Source organism: Variovorax stachyos (genome assembly GCF_051400855.1).
Taxonomy (GTDB): Bacteria; Pseudomonadota; Gammaproteobacteria; order Burkholderiales; family Burkholderiaceae_C; genus Variovorax.
The window spans coordinates 18,916-33,517 of record NZ_JBLFFN010000031.1; the positions used below are offsets into that span (position 1 = coordinate 18,916).

Annotated in this window: 16 protein-coding genes; 6 read left to right on the forward strand and 10 right to left on the reverse strand. The window is 68.6% G+C overall.

From position 1 onward, the window contains the following. Positions 1 to 73 precede the first annotated feature (73 nt). Entirely contained in the window at positions 74 to 1,111 is a 1,038-nt protein-coding gene (locus ACMGEZ_RS28850; RefSeq protein WP_436825707.1) for an endonuclease/exonuclease/phosphatase family protein, read from the forward strand. A gap of 16 nt (positions 1,112 to 1,127) precedes the next feature. Here the strand turns inward: ACMGEZ_RS28850 and ACMGEZ_RS28855 are convergent, their stop codons facing one another. From ACMGEZ_RS28855 to ACMGEZ_RS28900, 10 genes are all read right to left on the reverse strand, one after another. Then, positions 1,128 to 2,075 (reverse strand): glycosyltransferase, encoded by a 948-nt coding sequence (locus tag ACMGEZ_RS28855; protein ID WP_436825708.1) that lies wholly within the window; start codon positions 2,073 to 2,075, stop codon positions 1,128 to 1,130. A gap of 8 nt (positions 2,076 to 2,083) precedes the next feature. Continuing rightward, on the reverse strand, positions 2,084 to 3,262 hold the full coding sequence (locus ACMGEZ_RS28860; RefSeq protein ID WP_436825709.1) for a DegT/DnrJ/EryC1/StrS family aminotransferase: 1,179 nt from the start codon (positions 3,260 to 3,262) through the stop codon (positions 2,084 to 2,086). A gap of 135 nt (positions 3,263 to 3,397) precedes the next feature. After that, entirely contained in the window at positions 3,398 to 3,940 is a 543-nt protein-coding gene (locus tag ACMGEZ_RS28865) for a methylated-DNA--[protein]-cysteine S-methyltransferase (protein ID WP_436825710.1), read from the reverse strand. A gap of 10 nt (positions 3,941 to 3,950) precedes the next feature. Then, a complete protein-coding gene (locus ACMGEZ_RS28870) occupies positions 3,951 to 4,574 on the reverse strand; it encodes a PqiC family protein (protein WP_436825711.1) in 624 nt (207 codons plus the stop codon). Then, positions 4,571 to 6,199: a PqiB family protein gene (locus ACMGEZ_RS28875; RefSeq protein ID WP_436825712.1), complete on the reverse strand. Its 1,629-nt coding sequence runs from the start codon at positions 6,197 to 6,199 to the stop codon at positions 4,571 to 4,573. The genes ACMGEZ_RS28870 and ACMGEZ_RS28875 overlap by 4 nt, the downstream gene beginning before the upstream one ends. Continuing rightward, the gene (locus ACMGEZ_RS28880) at positions 6,196 to 6,882 is read right to left on the reverse strand and encodes a paraquat-inducible protein A (RefSeq protein WP_436825713.1); all 687 of its coding nucleotides are present in this window, start codon (positions 6,880 to 6,882) and stop codon (positions 6,196 to 6,198) included. Before ACMGEZ_RS28880 ends, ACMGEZ_RS28875 begins: the two co-directional genes overlap by 4 nt. Before the next feature lie 58 nt (positions 6,883 to 6,940). Next, the gene (locus tag ACMGEZ_RS28885; RefSeq protein WP_436825714.1) at positions 6,941 to 7,564 is read right to left on the reverse strand and encodes a paraquat-inducible protein A; all 624 of its coding nucleotides are present in this window, start codon (positions 7,562 to 7,564) and stop codon (positions 6,941 to 6,943) included. Then, complete coding sequence (locus tag ACMGEZ_RS28890) at positions 7,561 to 8,505, reverse strand: LysR family transcriptional regulator (protein ID WP_436825715.1); 945 nt, start codon at positions 8,503 to 8,505, stop codon at positions 7,561 to 7,563. The genes ACMGEZ_RS28885 and ACMGEZ_RS28890 overlap by 4 nt, the downstream gene beginning before the upstream one ends. Position 8,506: 1 nt before the next feature. Further along, the gene (locus tag ACMGEZ_RS28895) at positions 8,507 to 8,920 is read right to left on the reverse strand and encodes a type II toxin-antitoxin system VapC family toxin (RefSeq protein WP_436825716.1); all 414 of its coding nucleotides are present in this window, start codon (positions 8,918 to 8,920) and stop codon (positions 8,507 to 8,509) included. A gap of 97 nt (positions 8,921 to 9,017) precedes the next feature. Continuing rightward, positions 9,018 to 9,266, reverse strand: coding sequence for a type II toxin-antitoxin system Phd/YefM family antitoxin (locus ACMGEZ_RS28900; RefSeq protein WP_436825717.1), 249 nt, complete (start codon positions 9,264 to 9,266; stop codon positions 9,018 to 9,020). Between the two features lie 143 nt (positions 9,267 to 9,409). Between ACMGEZ_RS28900 and ACMGEZ_RS28905 the strand changes: the two genes are divergently transcribed. From ACMGEZ_RS28905 to ACMGEZ_RS28925, 5 genes are all read left to right on the forward strand, one after another. Continuing rightward, the gene (locus ACMGEZ_RS28905) at positions 9,410 to 10,600 is read left to right on the forward strand and encodes an MFS transporter (RefSeq protein WP_436825718.1); all 1,191 of its coding nucleotides are present in this window, start codon (positions 9,410 to 9,412) and stop codon (positions 10,598 to 10,600) included. Between the two features lie 39 nt (positions 10,601 to 10,639). Then, the gene (locus tag ACMGEZ_RS28910) at positions 10,640 to 11,671 is read left to right on the forward strand and encodes an aldo/keto reductase (RefSeq protein ID WP_436825719.1); all 1,032 of its coding nucleotides are present in this window, start codon (positions 10,640 to 10,642) and stop codon (positions 11,669 to 11,671) included. A gap of 117 nt (positions 11,672 to 11,788) precedes the next feature. Continuing rightward, positions 11,789 to 12,547, forward strand: a complete 759-nt coding sequence (locus ACMGEZ_RS28915; protein ID WP_436825720.1) for a cytochrome b/b6 domain-containing protein — start codon at positions 11,789 to 11,791, stop codon at positions 12,545 to 12,547. A gap of 33 nt (positions 12,548 to 12,580) precedes the next feature. Then, positions 12,581 to 13,252 (forward strand): winged helix-turn-helix domain-containing protein, encoded by a 672-nt coding sequence (locus ACMGEZ_RS28920; RefSeq protein WP_436825721.1) that lies wholly within the window; start codon positions 12,581 to 12,583, stop codon positions 13,250 to 13,252. Continuing rightward, positions 13,249 to 14,601: an ATP-binding protein gene (locus tag ACMGEZ_RS28925; RefSeq protein ID WP_436825722.1), complete on the forward strand. Its 1,353-nt coding sequence runs from the start codon at positions 13,249 to 13,251 to the stop codon at positions 14,599 to 14,601. Before ACMGEZ_RS28920 ends, ACMGEZ_RS28925 begins: the two co-directional genes overlap by 4 nt. Position 14,602 lies beyond the last annotated feature (1 nt).

Here is a 14,602-nt window from a genome sequence, read left to right on the forward strand (position 1 = left end):
GCTCAATGCGCTTCGCTGTTCGCAGCTTTGTCATGAACCGCGGATAACTTGATTCCGCCCTTGGGAGCGCACCATGAACCTGAAAGAACTAAGCCTGGCCACCTTCAACCTCTACAACCTCAACGAGCCGGGCCGCGCGCTCTACTCGGACAGGGACGGTTGGACGCAGAAGGAATACGAGCTGAAGATCGCCTGGACTGCGAGACAGCTGAGCATCATGAAGTCGGATCTCTTCGGCTTCCAGGAGCTCTGGCACGCGGACTCGCTCGCCAGGGCACTCGATGAAGCAGGCCTGACGGAAGAGTACGACCTGCTGGCGCCGCCCGGTGCCGACGGCCGCAGGATCGTCTGCGCCGCCATCGTGCGCAAGGGGCTGCTCAGCAGCGAGCCGAGCTGGATCGGCGAATTTCCCGCGAAGTTCAAGCTCCAGTCCAGCGGCGACGATCCGCAAACGCCGGTGATCGACGTGAGCATCCGCGGCTTCTCCAGGCCCGTGGCGCATTTCACGATCAAGCCGCGCAAGGACGAGCCGGACGTCCATGTGTATGTGTGCCACTTCAAGTCGAAGGCGCCGACCAAGGTCTTCAACGAGCCGTGGTTCAAGGACGACAAGGCCAGCTACGGCAAGCACTCGACGGCGCTGGGCGCCGCGCTGTCGACGATCCGCCGCACCGCCGAGGCCGCCGCGCTGCGCTTCCTGCTGACCGAGCAGATGAAGGGCAACGACACGCCGGTGATCGTGCTGGGCGACATCAACGACGGGCAGCAGAGCAACACCGCCAACATCCTGACCGAGCAGCCGCGCTACCTGGTGGGCGATTCGGTCGGCGGCGGGGACGTGGCGCTCTACACGGCGCAGACGCTCCAGGAATACCGCGACACGCGCGACGTCTACTACACCCACGTGCACCAGGAGTTCCGCGAGTCGCTCGACCACATCCTGGTGAGCGAGCAGTTCTACGACAACAGCCGCAGGCGCTTGTGGCTCTTCGATGGGCTGGCCATCAACAACGACCACCTCAACTTCGACAACCACAAGCTTGACGGCACGAATGACCACGGCATCATCCGTGCCGTCTTCAAGCACAAGCCGCTCAGGGAGTCGATGTAGCGCTGGCCGGGGCCGGTCAGCTCTTGTAGTGCAGCGCCCACAGCCAGAATGGCCGGGGCGTGAGCAGCATCAGGACGATCAGGCCGTAGCGCAGTGACAAGCGGTGCTCCCACGGCATGTCGGGCCACAGCAGCGATCGCCAGGCGTTCATGCGCTCGCCGTCGCGCGCGTAACGAACGGCGACCACCCGCATGTTGCGATAGAAGCGCTTTTTCTCGGCCTCGCGCTCGGGCGGCACGCGAAGCTGGCACGCGAGCTCGAAGCCACGGTGAGCGTCCACCCCACGCCCCGCCACGGTGACCGACCCCGCCTGCACGCGGTAGCGCGACACGGCCCGCCCAACGAAGTGTGCCCAGCCGCCGCTGTTGGCGAGGCGCACCGAGAAGCCCCAGTCGCCTACGTTGCCGTCGCGCTCGCCGCGCATGTGCTGCAGATAGCTCGCCTTCTCCACCAGGAAGGCATCGGAGGGAATGGATTCCGTCAGGCACCATTCCCACATCGGCCTGGTCGCGGCCGGGCCGAGCCTGCCGTACCACTGGTCGCTCGCGGCGGTGCGCTCGGGGTCGATCACGCCCTCCTCGTCCATGATCAGCTGGGTGCCGAACCACAGCTTCACGCGGGCATCGGTCTCGTTCGCGCAGGCATTCGCGAGCACGGCCAGCGCGCCCGGGCAGAGCTGGTCGTCGTTGTGCAGGATCAGCAGGTGATCGAACTTCGCGCGCGAGGCCAGGAACCACTGGTTCGGATACGTCCCCCTCGAGGGCTCGCTCGGCTGGTAGTCGATGAGGTCCGCCAGCCCGCTTTGCGCGATGACCGCCTCGTTGCGCTCCCAATAGGCGCGCGGGCTGTCGTCGCCGATGATGATCTCGCCGATCAGCGAGCGCTTCTGCTGCGCGATGCTCTGCAGCGCCTCGGCCAGCTGTTCGGGACGGGCGTAGGCGGGGATGAGGATCGAGATCAGCACGGCGTGGATCAGGCCAGCGCGGCATGCCGCTGCAGGATCAGCCGCACCGCCGAGATCACGTCGCCCACGTCCTGGTCGCTCAGCTTGGCCGAGATCGGCAGCGAGACGATCTGCCGGCCGACGCGGGTGGCATGCGGCGTGTGCTCGGGCCGCCAGCCCAGTCTTTGCTGGTAATAGGGATGCTCGGGCAGCGCCAGGTAATGCACGCCGACGCCGATGCCCTGCGCCGTCATGGCGTCGAGGAAGCCGTCGCGCGAGATGCCGCAGCGCGCCTCTTCGAGCTGCACGCTGAAGAGATGATGCGCATGGCGCGTGTCCGGCGCCGGCGCGGGAGGCAGCGTCAGCGGGAGGTCCCCCAGCTCGCCGACATAGCGCTCCCAGATCTGCTTGCGCCGCTGCCAGTACGGCTCGACGTGCGTCAGCTGCTGCAGGCCTATGGCCGCCTGCAGATCCATCATGTTGTACTTGAAGCCGGCCTCGACCACGTAGTAGTGCTTGTAGCCTTCGTCGCCGAAGCGCTTCCAGGCGTCCTTGGTCATGCCGTGCAGGCCGAGCACCTTGATGCGCGCCGCATCCTCCTCCTTGCGCGCCAGGACCATGCCGCCTTCGCCGGTGACGATGTTCTTCGTCACGTAGAAGGAGAAGCAGCCGAAGTCGCCGATGGTGCCGACGTTGCGGCCGTGGTACTGCGTCTCGATGGCGTGCGCGCAATCCTCGATGACCTTGAGCTCGTGCTGGCGTGCCAGCGACATCAGCTCGTCCATTTCGCAGGGTCGCCCGGCGAAATGGACCGGCACGATGGCACGCGTGCGCGGGCTCAGCCTGGCGCGCACCTGCGCGGGATCGATGTTCAGCGTGTTCGGGTCGATGTCCGCCAGCACAGGCGTCGCGCCGGCATGGAGGATGGCGTTGACCGTGGCGCAGAAGGTCAGCGGCGTGGTGATGACTTCGTCCCCCGGACCGACCCCGGAGGCCAGCAACGAAAGATGAAGGGCGGCCGAGCAGGAGTTCAACGCAACGGCATGGCTCGCGCCGCGGTAGCGGCGGAACTCGCATTCGAACTGCGCCACTCGGGGGCCGGTCCCGAGCCAGCCCGATCGCATGACCGCCTCCACTTCCCGGATCTCGCCTTCCTCGATCTTTGGCGAGCCGAAGACCAGAAAATTGTCCTTGTCTCTTATTGGCATCGAGTTCTCCCTCTATGCGACTCATGCGTGTCGCGGATTCTGATTCGATGGATACATGGTGACGCGAATTTGACGATTTGTGAGCAGGATTAGGCCTACACATGCGGGCGCTCGGCGCGGTGGACGCTCAAAACCTCAGAACAAGGGCGCCGTGTCGCTGGGCGGGCGCGCGCCTTCGATCATCAGCATCCTGAGCTTCGCCGCCGCGCCGCCATGCGCCGAGAAGCCGCCGGGCTTGCCGCCTGCGGCCAGTATGCGGTGGCAGGGCACCACCGGCGCGAAGGGGTTGTGGCCCAGCGCCTGCCCGACGGCGCGCGAGAGCTGCCGGTCGCCCAGCTCGGCGGCGAGCTCGCCGTAGCTGCGGGTGCTGCCGGGTGCAATGCGGCGTGCGATGTCGTAGACGCGGCGGTGGAATTCCGGGACGCCTTCATAGTCCAGCACGATTTCCGCCAGGTCGCGCGGCTCGCCCGCAAGCAAGGCACGGATCGCATCGCAGGCGGCCTGTACCGCGACCGGCGGCGCCACCTCGGGAACAAGCGCAAAGCGCTGCTGCATGCGCGAGCGCGTTGCGCCCTCCCCGGCCTCGGGCAACTGCACGCCGACGATGCCCCGCGGGCCCCATGCGATGCCGCAGGTGCCGATTGCGGTGTCGAAGAGCGCGAAGCCTTCAGGGTTCATTCACATCCTCTCAGCGCTGGCACGCGTTCGCTGGGTTGGCCTGCATCGCGGCAATGCTGCGCGCAATGGCGTCGGCCAGCTGTGCGGTCGCGCGTTGCGTGCCGCTGGCCAGTGCGTCGATGCCGCCGCCGACCGGCTCCGAGACGAAGAGCTGGCAGGCGATGGCGGGACTCTCTTCGGTGCGGCGCACGGTCCAGCTGAAGCCGGCGTCGACGCGGCTGCTCTCGACCGCATCGAGCTGCCGCAGCTGCACGGCGATGCGCGTGACCGGTTGGCCGCGCGGGCGCCCGCTCTTGGTCGCATCGACGGCGCCCAGGCGCTGCGCAATGCCGCTGGCCAGCGCGTCGCGCAACTCGTTCTCGAACGAGGAGGACCAGCGGTGCTGCTCCAGGATATCGACCTCCGGCCCCGCGCCGGCATCCTTCTGCCGCACCACCAGCTGCGGGCGCGCGAAGCGCTCGGGCATGGCGATGGGCGCCAGTTCGATGAAGCCCGCGGTGCCGCCGGTTGACGCGGGCCGCGCCGTCCCTGCGCCAACATCGGCCAGGCTGTAGTACTGGGGCGCGGGGCTGGCGCAGGCGGCCAGCATCGCGGCGGCGACCAACGTCAAACCGCGTGCTCGGATCGTGTTCATTTCTTCTTGTCCTCCGGCTTGCCGCGCAGCAGCGACTCGGGATGGCGTTCGAGGTAGTCGGTCAGCACGCGCAGCGAGCCTGCCGCGCGCGTCACCTCCTGCAGGGTCTGGCGCATGTCCTGCTGCAGGGGCGAATCGTCGGCCAGGGTCTTCTCCGCGCTGTTGAGCGTCTTGCGCACGTCCTTCATCGCGGCAGTCATCTGCGGGCTCACGTCGTTCTTCAGGCTCGCGGCCAACTGCTCGGCGCCGACCAGTGTCTTGTCCAGCGTGGCCAGCGTCTTGCGCAGGTCGCGGCCGATCTCCTCGAAGGGCACCTTGTTGAGCTTGCGCGCGATGTCGCCCACCTGTGCCTGGATCTCGTCCAGGCTGTTGGCCACTGTGGGCATCTCGATCGGATTCTGGTCGATGTCTACCTTCACCGGCGCGGCCCTCGGGAAGAAGTCGAGCGCCACATAGACCTGGCCGGTCAGCAGGTTGCCGGTGCGCAGCTGCGCGCGCAGGCCCTTGTCGATCAGGAACTTCAGGCGTTCGGACTGCGTGTAGCGCGACTCCAGCATTCCGAGGCTGCCGCGGCGGCGCAGGCGGTCGGGATAGACCTGCACCAGCACCGGCATCTTGAACTCGCGCACCTGCGGATCGAACTCCACGCCGATGGACTTGACCTCGCCGATCTCCACGCCGCGGAAGTCCACCACCGCGCCCGGCGACAACCCGCGCAGCGATTGGTTGAAATGCATCAGCAAGGGTTGCGAAGGCCCGTCCGGCTCCTTCATGGCGGCGGCCTCGTCCTCGGCCAGCGCGAAGGTCGTGTTCTCTTGCGCAGCCGGGCCTTGCGCATCGTCGGGCGCCTGGAAGGCGATGCCGCCGAGGACGATCGTGGCCAGCGACTGGGTGCGCAGCTTCACGCCGTTGGCGCCCAGCTGCACGTCGAGGCCGCTGGCATGCCAGAAGCGCGTGTTGACGCCGACGAACTTGTCGTAGGGCGCGTTGACGAACACGCGCAGCGTGACGCCGCGGCCGTCGCCGTCGAGCTCGTAGGCCGCGAGCTGGCCGACCTTGATGCGCCTGAAGTACACCGGCGAGCCGATGTCGAGCGAGCCGACGTCACGCGAACGCAGCAGGAACTGCTTGCCCGAGGCGTCGCGCGTGACGATGGGCGGCGCCTCCAGCCCGGTGAATTCGCTCGCCGTCTCCTCCGAAGCGCCGGCGTCGGCGCCGATGTAGGCGCCCGAGAGCAAGGTGCCCAGGCCGGAAATACCGGAGGTGTCGAGGCGCGGGCGCACCACCCAGAAGCGCGTGTCCCGCGCGGTGAAGCCCTTCGCTTCCTTGTTCAGCTGCACCGTCACGCGCACGTTCGCGCGGTCGCTGGCCAGGCGGATGTTCTGCACCGTGCCGATCTGCACGTCCTTGTACCGGACGGCCGTCTTGTTGGCCTCCAGTCCCTCCGCGGTCTTGAAGGTCAGCACCACCTCGGGCCCGCGCTCCATCAGGATGCGCGCCACCAGCGCGATGCCGACCAGCGCGGCCACGATGGGAATCAGCCAGATCAGCGAGGGCAGCCAGTTGCGGCGTCTCGCGACGACCGGCCTGGGCAGCGGCCTCGTCTCGTCGTGCGGGTCGGTCATACCACTTGTTCCTTGCTAGCCATTCGGGATACGGGCTCCTTGTCTTCCATCACGTCCTCGGTGTCCCAGGTCAGCCGCGGATCGAAGCTCAGCGAGGCCATCATGGTCAACACAACCACCGCGCCGAAGGCCGCGATGCCGACGCCTGCCGTGATCTCGGCGAAGCCGTGGATGCGCACCAGGCCGGCCAGCAGCGACACCACGAAGACGTCGAGCATGGACCAGCGGCCGATGACCTCGAGCGCGTGGTAGAGCCTGGCACGCTCCGGCTGCCGCCATTTGCTGTGCCGCTGGGCCAGCACCGTCAGCAGGATCAGCGCCGTGAGCTTGAACAGCGGCACCAGGAAGCTGGCGATGAAGATGATCGCCGCCAGCCCGTACGCACCCGAGACCCAGAAGTAGATCACGCCGGAGAGGATGGTGTCGTACTGCGTGCCGAGCAGGCTCTTGGTGACCATCACCGGCAGCAGGTTGGCCGGCACGTACATGATGCAGGCCGCGATCAGGAAGGCCCAGGTGCGCTGGATGCTCTGGGGCTTGCGCCGCTGCAGGCGCGTGCCGCAGCGCCCGCAGGGCTCCCCCTCGTCGGCGTCGCGCCACACGCTGCCGCAGTGGTGACAGCCGAGGAGGCCGAGCTCGGCGGCAGTGCGGAGGGCGCCTTCAGGCGGCCGGGCGGCGCTCATTGAACTTCACCTTCGCCTTCGGCTGCGGTGCGAGTGCCTTCGGGCGGCCGGGCGGCGCTCATTCCTCCTGCCCCGGCCGGTGCTCGAAAGCCATCTCCCAGAAGGTGCGCGGGTTGAAGGAGAGCACGGCGGTCAGCAGCACCGTGAGCCCCATGAAGGCCCACAGCGCCGGCCCGGGCACCACCTGCGCCAGGCTCGACAGCTTGACGATGGCGACCAGCACGCCCAGCAGGAAGACCTCGACCATTCCCCATGGCCGCAGCATCTGCAGGATTCGCACCAGCACGCCGAAGCCGGCCGGCCGGCGCTCGCGCGCCAAGGGCACCAGCAGGTAGAACAGGATGCACAGCTGCAGCAGCGGGAACAGGAGGGTGGTGGCCAGCACCAGCAGCGCCACCGGCGACATGCCCTCGGAACTGAGCACCACCACCGCGCCGGCCAGCGTGGTCTGGCTGTGCAAGCCCTTCAGCTGGATCTCGACGATCGGGAACAGGTTCGCGATGGCGAACAGGATCAGGCTGGCCACCGTGAGCGGCAGCACGCGCGCGGCCTGGTCGCCGGGATGCCGGTCGAGCTCGGTGCCGCAGCGGCCGCAACGGGCGACCTGGCGCCGGCGAAGCGGTGCGCGTTGGTAGACCGCGTCGCAGCCTTCGCAGACGATGGCTTCTGGAACTTCCTTCATGATGGTGAATGGCGCGGGCCGGCGGCCCACTGCGCCTTATTGTCGGGGAGGCCCGCGGCCAGGTAGTCGAGCAGCGCGCGGATGCGCGCCGGCAATCGGCCAGCCTTGCCCAGGTACACGGCATGGATCGGCACCGTGTCGCGCGGGTTGAATTCCTCCATCACCGGCACCAGCCGTCCGGCGTCGATGTCGGGCTGGATGTGATAGAGCGAAAGCCGGCCCAGGCCGACGCCCTCCAGCACCAGCCGGCGCAGCGTCTCGCCGTCGCCGGCGCGCACCGTGCCGATCACCGGCATGTCGAGCGGGCGTCCGTCGACCAGCAGCGGCCAGTCGGCCACGTGGCGACGGTAGGTGGAGCCGATGCGGTTGTGCGCCTCCAGTTCCTCGGGGGTGCGCGGCGTGCCGTAGCGCTCCAGGTAGCCGGGGGAGGCAACGATCACCTGGCCGGTGTCGAACAGATGCCGCGCCACCAGGTCGGAGGGCGGCAGCGGGCCCCAGCGGATCGCGATGTCGGTGCGTTCGTCCATCAGGTCGACCACCCGGTCGGTCAGCACGATGTCGAGCGTGACCTGCGGATGCAGTTCGAGGAAGCGCGGCACCAGCGGCATCAGGACGCAATGGCCAAAGGAGTAGCTGGCGTTGATGCGCACCCGACCGCGCGGCGCGGCCCCGGCAGCCGCACAGCGCTCGGCCTCGTCCATGTCGGCCAGCACGCGCACGCTGCGCTCGTAGAAGTTCTGTCCCTCGGGGGTGAGCTGCAGCTTGCGGGTGGAGCGATGCACCAGCTGCGTCGCCAGCCGCGCCTCGAGCCGCGCCACCAGCTTGCTGACCGCAGAGGGAGTCATGCCCAGCACCCGGGCGCCGGCCGAGAAGCTGCCGCGGTCGACCACCTGCACGAAGGCTTCCATTTCGCCGGAGCGGTTGACGTCGGTGCGGGGCATGTCAGTTGCGGGCTTCGTACCGCCCCGGCTCGCCGAGGATCACGCGGAGCCCCGCAAGACGAGAGAAGTCGCGGTCGTGCGTGACCAGCGCGACCGCGCCCACCTCCAGCGTCGTCGCGGCTTGTATCGCGTCGGGCAGGCGCAGCCCCGTGCTCGCACGCAGGCGGGCGGCGGTCACCGCGATTTCCTGGGAGACCGGCACGACCTCGAAGTTGGCGAGCTCCTTCTCGTAGCGCTTCGCCAGCACATCCTGTCCATGCTTGAAGGGGCCCGCGAGGACCTCGGCCATTGCAATGGTGGAGATGGCAATCTGGACCTTTCCATCAGCCTGCAGGTCGAAGAGGCCCACGAACGCTGGCGCAAATTCAGGATGGTCGTCGAGCAGATAGATCAGCGGCGCGGAGTCCACGACCACCAGATCGCCGTCGCCCAGGCCACCCCACAGCGTGGCAGCTGCAGTCGTCTTTCGCGTTTGTGGCTTCGATGGCCTTTTTCCGGAGGTACCCACGACCTCAATCCCATTCGCCGCGCATGTCCGCGATCGCCTTGGAGGGAGTGCGGCCCCAGAGGCCCTTTCCGCTGCCACGCAACGCCAGGAAGCGCGAGCGTGGGCGTCCCTTGGCGAGCATGTCTGGCGAGACAATGGCTGCATACGGCTTGCCGTGCCGCGTGAGCAGGCTCGGCTCGCCCGCATTGGCTCGCGACGCGAGTTCGGGCAAGGTATTGCGGCCTTGTTGGAGCCCAATGGTGTGCAAAGGCATGGGGAGCTTTCTGTACGGTCTGTACATTTTATGCCGAATGAGGATCCCTGGGCCAGCCCGCGAATGTTGACTTCAATTCATTAATCCTTGTCCATGCGGCGGTCTAGTCAACAAGTGGCGACGCCCGCACAGTACAGGGCATCATGCCCATCGCCCTCCTCGCCCTCACCGCCGGTGCCTTCGGCATCGGCACCACCGAGTTCGTCATCATGGGCCTGCTGCTGCAGGTCTCGGCGGATCTTCATGTCTCCATCGCGGCCGCCGGCCTGCTGATCTCGGGCTATGCGCTCGGGGTCGCGGTCGGCGCGCCGCTGCTCACCATCGCCACGCGGCGCATCTCGCGCAAGACCGTGCTGCTGGCGCTGATGGCGATCTTCACGCTCGGCAACATCGCCTGCGCGCTGGCACCCAGCTACGAGACGCTGATGGCCGCGCGGGTGGTCACCTCGCTGGCGCATGGCACCTTCTTCGGCGTCGGCTCGGTGGTGGCCACCGGCCTGGTGGCGCCCGAGAAGCGCGCTTCGGCCATCGCGATCATGTTCACCGGCCTCACCGCCGCCACCATGCTCGGCGTGCCGGCCGGCGCCTGGCTGGGCCTGCACTTCGGCTGGCGCTCGACCTTCTGGGCGGTGGCGCTGATCGGCGTGCTCGCCCTGGCAGTGCTCGCGCTCTTCGTGCCGCGCGACCGCAGCGCCGACGCGCAGGCCCCGGCGCCGCTGCGCGAGGAGCTCGCGGTGCTGGCCCGGCCGCAGGTGCTGCTCGGCCTTGCCATGACGGTGCTGGGCTATGCCGGCGTGTTCGTGGTCTTCACCTACATCCAGCCGCTGCTGACGCGCATCACCGGCCTGTCCGAATCCGCGGTCTCGCCGCTGCTGCTGCTCTTCGGCGGTGGGCTCGCGGTCGGCAACATCCTGGGCGGCAAGCTGGCCGACCGGGCGCTGATGCCGGCCGTGATGGGCACGCTGGCCGCGCTGGCGGTGGTGCTGGCGGTGATGCAGCCGGCGCTGCAGAGCGGCGTGACCGCCGCCGTCTTCGTCGGCATGCTGGGCATCGCGGCCTTCGCGACCGTCGCGCCCCTGCAGCTGCGCGTGCTCGAGAAGGCGGCCGGCGCGGGCCAGAACCTCGCCTCCAGCCTCAACATCGCCGCCTTCAACCTCGGCAATGCGCTGGGCGCCTGGGTGGGCGGGACGGTGATCGACCGCGGCCCGGGACTGGGTGCGCTGGGCTGGGTGGCGGCGCTGCTCACCCTGGCGGGCCTGGCCATCGCGCTGTGGAGCCGCGGGCTCGACCGGCGCGATGCGGCGCCGGCGGACTGCGCGCCGGCACGCACCTGAAATCGCATTCTTCAATCAATTCAATACGAAGGACTTCACATGGAACATCGCTATCTCGGCAACTCCGGCTTCAAGGTGCCCGCCCTCGGCTTCGGCGCCGGCACCTTCGGCGGCCAGGGGCCACTCTTCAGCGCCTGGGGCAACACCGATGTGGACGGGGCTCGTCGCCTGATCGACATCTGCCTCGATGCCGGCGTCAATCTCTTCGACAGCGCCGACGTGTATTCGAACGGTGCTTCGGAATCCATCCTCGGCGCCGCGGTCAAGGGACGGCGCGACAAGGTGATTCTCTCGACCAAGATGGCCCTGCGCGCGGGCGACGGGCCGAACGATGTCGGCGCCTCACGCCACCACCTGATCGCGGCGACCGATGCAGCGCTCGCGCGCCTGGGCACCGACTACATCGACCTCCTGCAGCTGCATGCCTTCGACGCGATGACGCCCGTCGAGCAGGTGCTGCGCACGCTCGACGACCTGGTGCGCGCCGGCAAGGTGCGCTACATCGGCGTGTCGAACTTCTCCGGCTGGCAGCTGATGAAATCGCTCGCCGCCTCCGACCGGCTGGGCCTGTCCCGCTATGTCGCGAACCAGACCTACTACTCGCTCATCGGCCGCGACTACGAATGGGAGTTGATGCCGCTGGGCATCGACCAGGGCGTGGGCGCGATCGTCTGGAGCCCGCTGGGCTGGGGCCGCCTCACGGGCAGGATCCGGCGCGGCCAGCCACTGCCGGCCGGCAGCCGGCTGCACGACACCGCGGGCTTCGCGCCGCCGGTCGAGGAGGAGCGGCTCTACCGCGTGATCGACGCCATGGACCAGGTGGCCGAGGAGACCGGCAAGACGCTGCCCCAGATCGCGCTCAACTGGCTGCTGCAGCGCCCCACCGTGGCCAGCGTGCTGATCGGCGCGCGCGACGAGGACCAGCTCAGGCAGAACCTCGGCGCGCTCGGCTGGCAACTCACACCGGAACAGGTCGCGCGCCTCGATGCGGCCAGCGCCGTGACCCCGCCCTATCCCTACTCCCCCTATTGGAACGGGCAGTTCGCCGAACGCAGCCCGGTGCCGGTCTGAGGGGCGCAGGCGGCTCCGTGCGCGTGAGGCGCTAAGGCGCTAAGGCGCCAAGACGTTGAGGCGTTAAGTCGTTAAGGATTTGATAAGGCGGGGCACGCATCATGGCGGCCGCCCCGCATGAACACGAACGCCGAATCACGATCACTCCCGCCGCCGGAACCGCCCGGGTTTCAGCGGGTGCTCGTCTGGGACGCACCCCTGCGCATGTTCCATTGGCTCATGGCCGCCTGCTTTGCCGGCACCTGTCTCACGGCCGGCCAGGAGGGCTGGCGCAACGTCCATCAGACCCTGGGCTACACGATGGCTGGGCTGGTGGTCTTTCGCATCGCGTGGGGCTTCGCAGGCACCCGCTACGCGCGCTTCGCGAACTTTGTCCGCGGCCCCGCGGCGGTCGCCGCCTGTCTGCGGGCGATGCCGCGCGGATGGGGCAAGCGGCACATCGGCCACAGCCCCGCCGGGGCCGTATCCATGGTCGCGCTCCTGCTGCTGACGCTGGCCGCCGCCGCGTCGGGCTGGGCGAGCGGCAGCAACCCGGCGCATGGGTGGGGGAAGGCTCTCCATGAAGGCGCGGCACTCGCAATGCTGGTGCTCGCGAGCCTGCACATCGCAGGCGTCGCCTTCGGCAGCTGGCGCGCCGGCGAGAGCCTCGCGCGCTCGATGATCAGCGGCACCAAGCTCGGTGCGCACGGCGAAGCCATTTGCAGCGCGCGGTACGGCGTGGCCCTGCTCGTCGCGGCGGCTGTTGTCTGCTTCTGGGGCTATCAGTGGACGGCTGCTTCGACTGTGGCGGCTTCTCGTGAAGAGTTGCGCGAACAGGCCCGGGAACGGGCCGCCCCCATCACCGAAGCCCGGCGCGAGCCAGGGGACAATGACTGAGCGGGCCCGCCCGGACCAAGACAATCCCGACCCATGCGCATCCTTCTCGCGGAAGACGACGCCCTGCTCGGCGAGGGGCTTCGGGCCGGCCTCCAGCAGCTCGGCTTCCAGGTTGATTGGGTGCGCGACGGCCTGGCCGCCGAGCATGCGCTGCGTGGCAATCCCTATGCGGCTTCCGTCCTCGACCTCAGCCTGCCCGCGAAAGACGGGCTGGCGGTCCTCGCCGCCGTTCGCACCGCCCAGGTCAAGCTGCCCGTGCTGGTGCTGACGGCCCGTGACGCGGTGCACGACCGCGTCCGCGGCCTGGATGCGGGCGCGGACGACTACGTCGTCAAGCCGGTGGACATGCTCGAGCTGGCGGCACGCCTGCGGGCGCTGGTGCGGCGCTCGCACGGCCAGCCGCAGGATTGCCTGGTTGCGCAGGATGTTCTCCTGGACCCCGCCGCACGCGCGGTCCACAAGGCCGGCGAGCCGGTGGTTCTTTCCAACCGGGAATTCGACCTCCTGCACACGCTGATGCTGCATGCCGGCCGCGTCCTGTCGCGGGAGCAGCTGGAGCAGCACCTCTACAGCTGGGGCCAGGAAGTCGAGAGCAACACCATCGAGGTCCATGTCCATCGGCTGCGGCGCAAGCTGGGCAATCCGCTGATCCAGACCGTGCGCGGCGTGGGCTATGTGTTGATGCGGGCCTCCGCTTCGCCGTGATCAAGGCCGCCTACTCGCTGCAGGGCCGGCTCGCATGGCTGCTGCTGGGCCTGCTGGCCGCGTTGTGGGGTGGCATCGCCGCCATCACCTGGTTCGACGCACGCCACGAGGTCGAGGAAATCCTCGACAGCCACCTGGCCCAGGCCGCGGCCCTGGTCATCGCCCAGCAGCGCGGGTCCGCCCACGGCCTGCCCGTCGACGCGCCCGCGCTGCACCGCTACGCCTACAAGACCGCGATCCAGGTCTTCCACGACGAACGCCTGGTGCTGCGCTCCGCCAACGCGCCGCTCGCGCCGCTGGCGGACGGCCGCATCAAGGGTGCGCCGGGCTTCAGGACGGTCCATCTCGATGGCGGGGAGTGGCGCGTGTTCTCGGTCCACGACCCCGAGGCCGGGTTGCAGGTCCACGTGGGTGAAGAAGGGAAATCCCGCGACGCGATCCTGTGGGCGGTCCTGCGAAGCACGCTGTGGCCCTTGTTCGCCGCCCTGCCGCTGCTGGTGCTGGCCGTGTGGTGGGCGGTGCACCGCGGACTGCGTCCGATGCGCCGGCTCGGGCGCGCGCTGCTCGAGCGCCGGCCTGACGTGCTGGACCGCGTGCAGCTCGACGATGCGCCTTCCGAAATGGTGCCCATGATCGACGCGCTCAATGCGATGTTCCGGCGCATCGAATTCCTGCTCGAATCCGAGCGGCGCTTCACGGCCGATGCCGCCCACGAGATGCGCACGCCCATCGCCGCGATCCGCGCGCACGCACAGGTCGCCATGCAAGAGCCCGATGACGAGCGTCGGGCCCGTTCGCTGCAAGGCACCATCGAGGGCTGCGACCGCGCCACGCGCCTCGTCGAGCAGTTGCTGACCCTGTCCCGCCTGGAAGCCGATGCCCTGCCGGAAGAAAGGGACGTGGACCTCGGCGCCCTCGCCCGCCGCGTGCTGGCCGACATCGCGCCGCGCGCAATTGCCAAGCACCAATCCCTCGAACTGAACAACGGCCCGGCCTGCATCATTCGCGGCGACGAGACGCTGCTGGCGGTGCTGGTCCGCAACCTTGTCGACAATGCCGTGCGCTACAGTCCGCCCTCGGCCCGCATCGAGGTGCGCGTGGCATGCGGCGCCTCCGGGGTCCGGCTCAGCGTGGAGGATGGCGGCCCCGGCCTGGACGACTCCGACATGCGACGGCTGGGCGGACGCTTCTTCAGGGCGCTCGGCAACGCCGAAAGCGGCAGCGGCCTGGGTCTGTCGATCGCACGCCGCATCGCTGCAGTACATCGCATGGCGATAGACATCGGGCGCTCCCCGCAGCTGGGGGGACTCGCGGTCCATGTCCGCTGCCTGCCTTCTCCACGCCACTGAA

What these genes read in the sequence shown, in the direction of transcription:
- ACMGEZ_RS28850 (WP_436825707.1), top strand. Translation starts at nt 74, where the DNA reads ATGAACCTGAAAGAACTAAGCCTGGCCACCTTCAACCTCTACAACCTC.
- ACMGEZ_RS28860 (WP_436825709.1), bottom strand. Translation starts at nt 3,262, where the DNA reads ATGCCAATAAGAGACAAGGACAATTTTCTGGTCTTCGGCTCGCCAAAG.
- ACMGEZ_RS28865 (WP_436825710.1), bottom strand. Translation starts at nt 3,940, where the DNA reads ATGAACCCTGAAGGCTTCGCGCTCTTCGACACCGCAATCGGCACCTGC.
- ACMGEZ_RS28870 (WP_436825711.1), bottom strand. Translation starts at nt 4,574, where the DNA reads ATGAACACGATCCGAGCACGCGGTTTGACGTTGGTCGCCGCCGCGATG.
- ACMGEZ_RS28875 (WP_436825712.1), bottom strand. Translation starts at nt 6,199, where the DNA reads ATGACCGACCCGCACGACGAGACGAGGCCGCTGCCCAGGCCGGTCGTC.
- ACMGEZ_RS28880 (WP_436825713.1), bottom strand. Translation starts at nt 6,882, where the DNA reads ATGAGCGCCGCCCGGCCGCCTGAAGGCGCCCTCCGCACTGCCGCCGAG.
- ACMGEZ_RS28885 (WP_436825714.1), bottom strand. Translation starts at nt 7,564, where the DNA reads ATGAAGGAAGTTCCAGAAGCCATCGTCTGCGAAGGCTGCGACGCGGTC.
- ACMGEZ_RS28890 (WP_436825715.1), bottom strand. Translation starts at nt 8,505, where the DNA reads ATGCCCCGCACCGACGTCAACCGCTCCGGCGAAATGGAAGCCTTCGTG.
- ACMGEZ_RS28900 (WP_436825717.1), bottom strand. Translation starts at nt 9,266, where the DNA reads ATGCCTTTGCACACCATTGGGCTCCAACAAGGCCGCAATACCTTGCCC.
- ACMGEZ_RS28905 (WP_436825718.1), top strand. Translation starts at nt 9,410, where the DNA reads ATGCCCATCGCCCTCCTCGCCCTCACCGCCGGTGCCTTCGGCATCGGC.
- ACMGEZ_RS28910 (WP_436825719.1), top strand. Translation starts at nt 10,640, where the DNA reads ATGGAACATCGCTATCTCGGCAACTCCGGCTTCAAGGTGCCCGCCCTC.
- ACMGEZ_RS28915 (WP_436825720.1), top strand. Translation starts at nt 11,789, where the DNA reads ATGAACACGAACGCCGAATCACGATCACTCCCGCCGCCGGAACCGCCC.
- ACMGEZ_RS28920 (WP_436825721.1), top strand. Translation starts at nt 12,581, where the DNA reads ATGCGCATCCTTCTCGCGGAAGACGACGCCCTGCTCGGCGAGGGGCTT.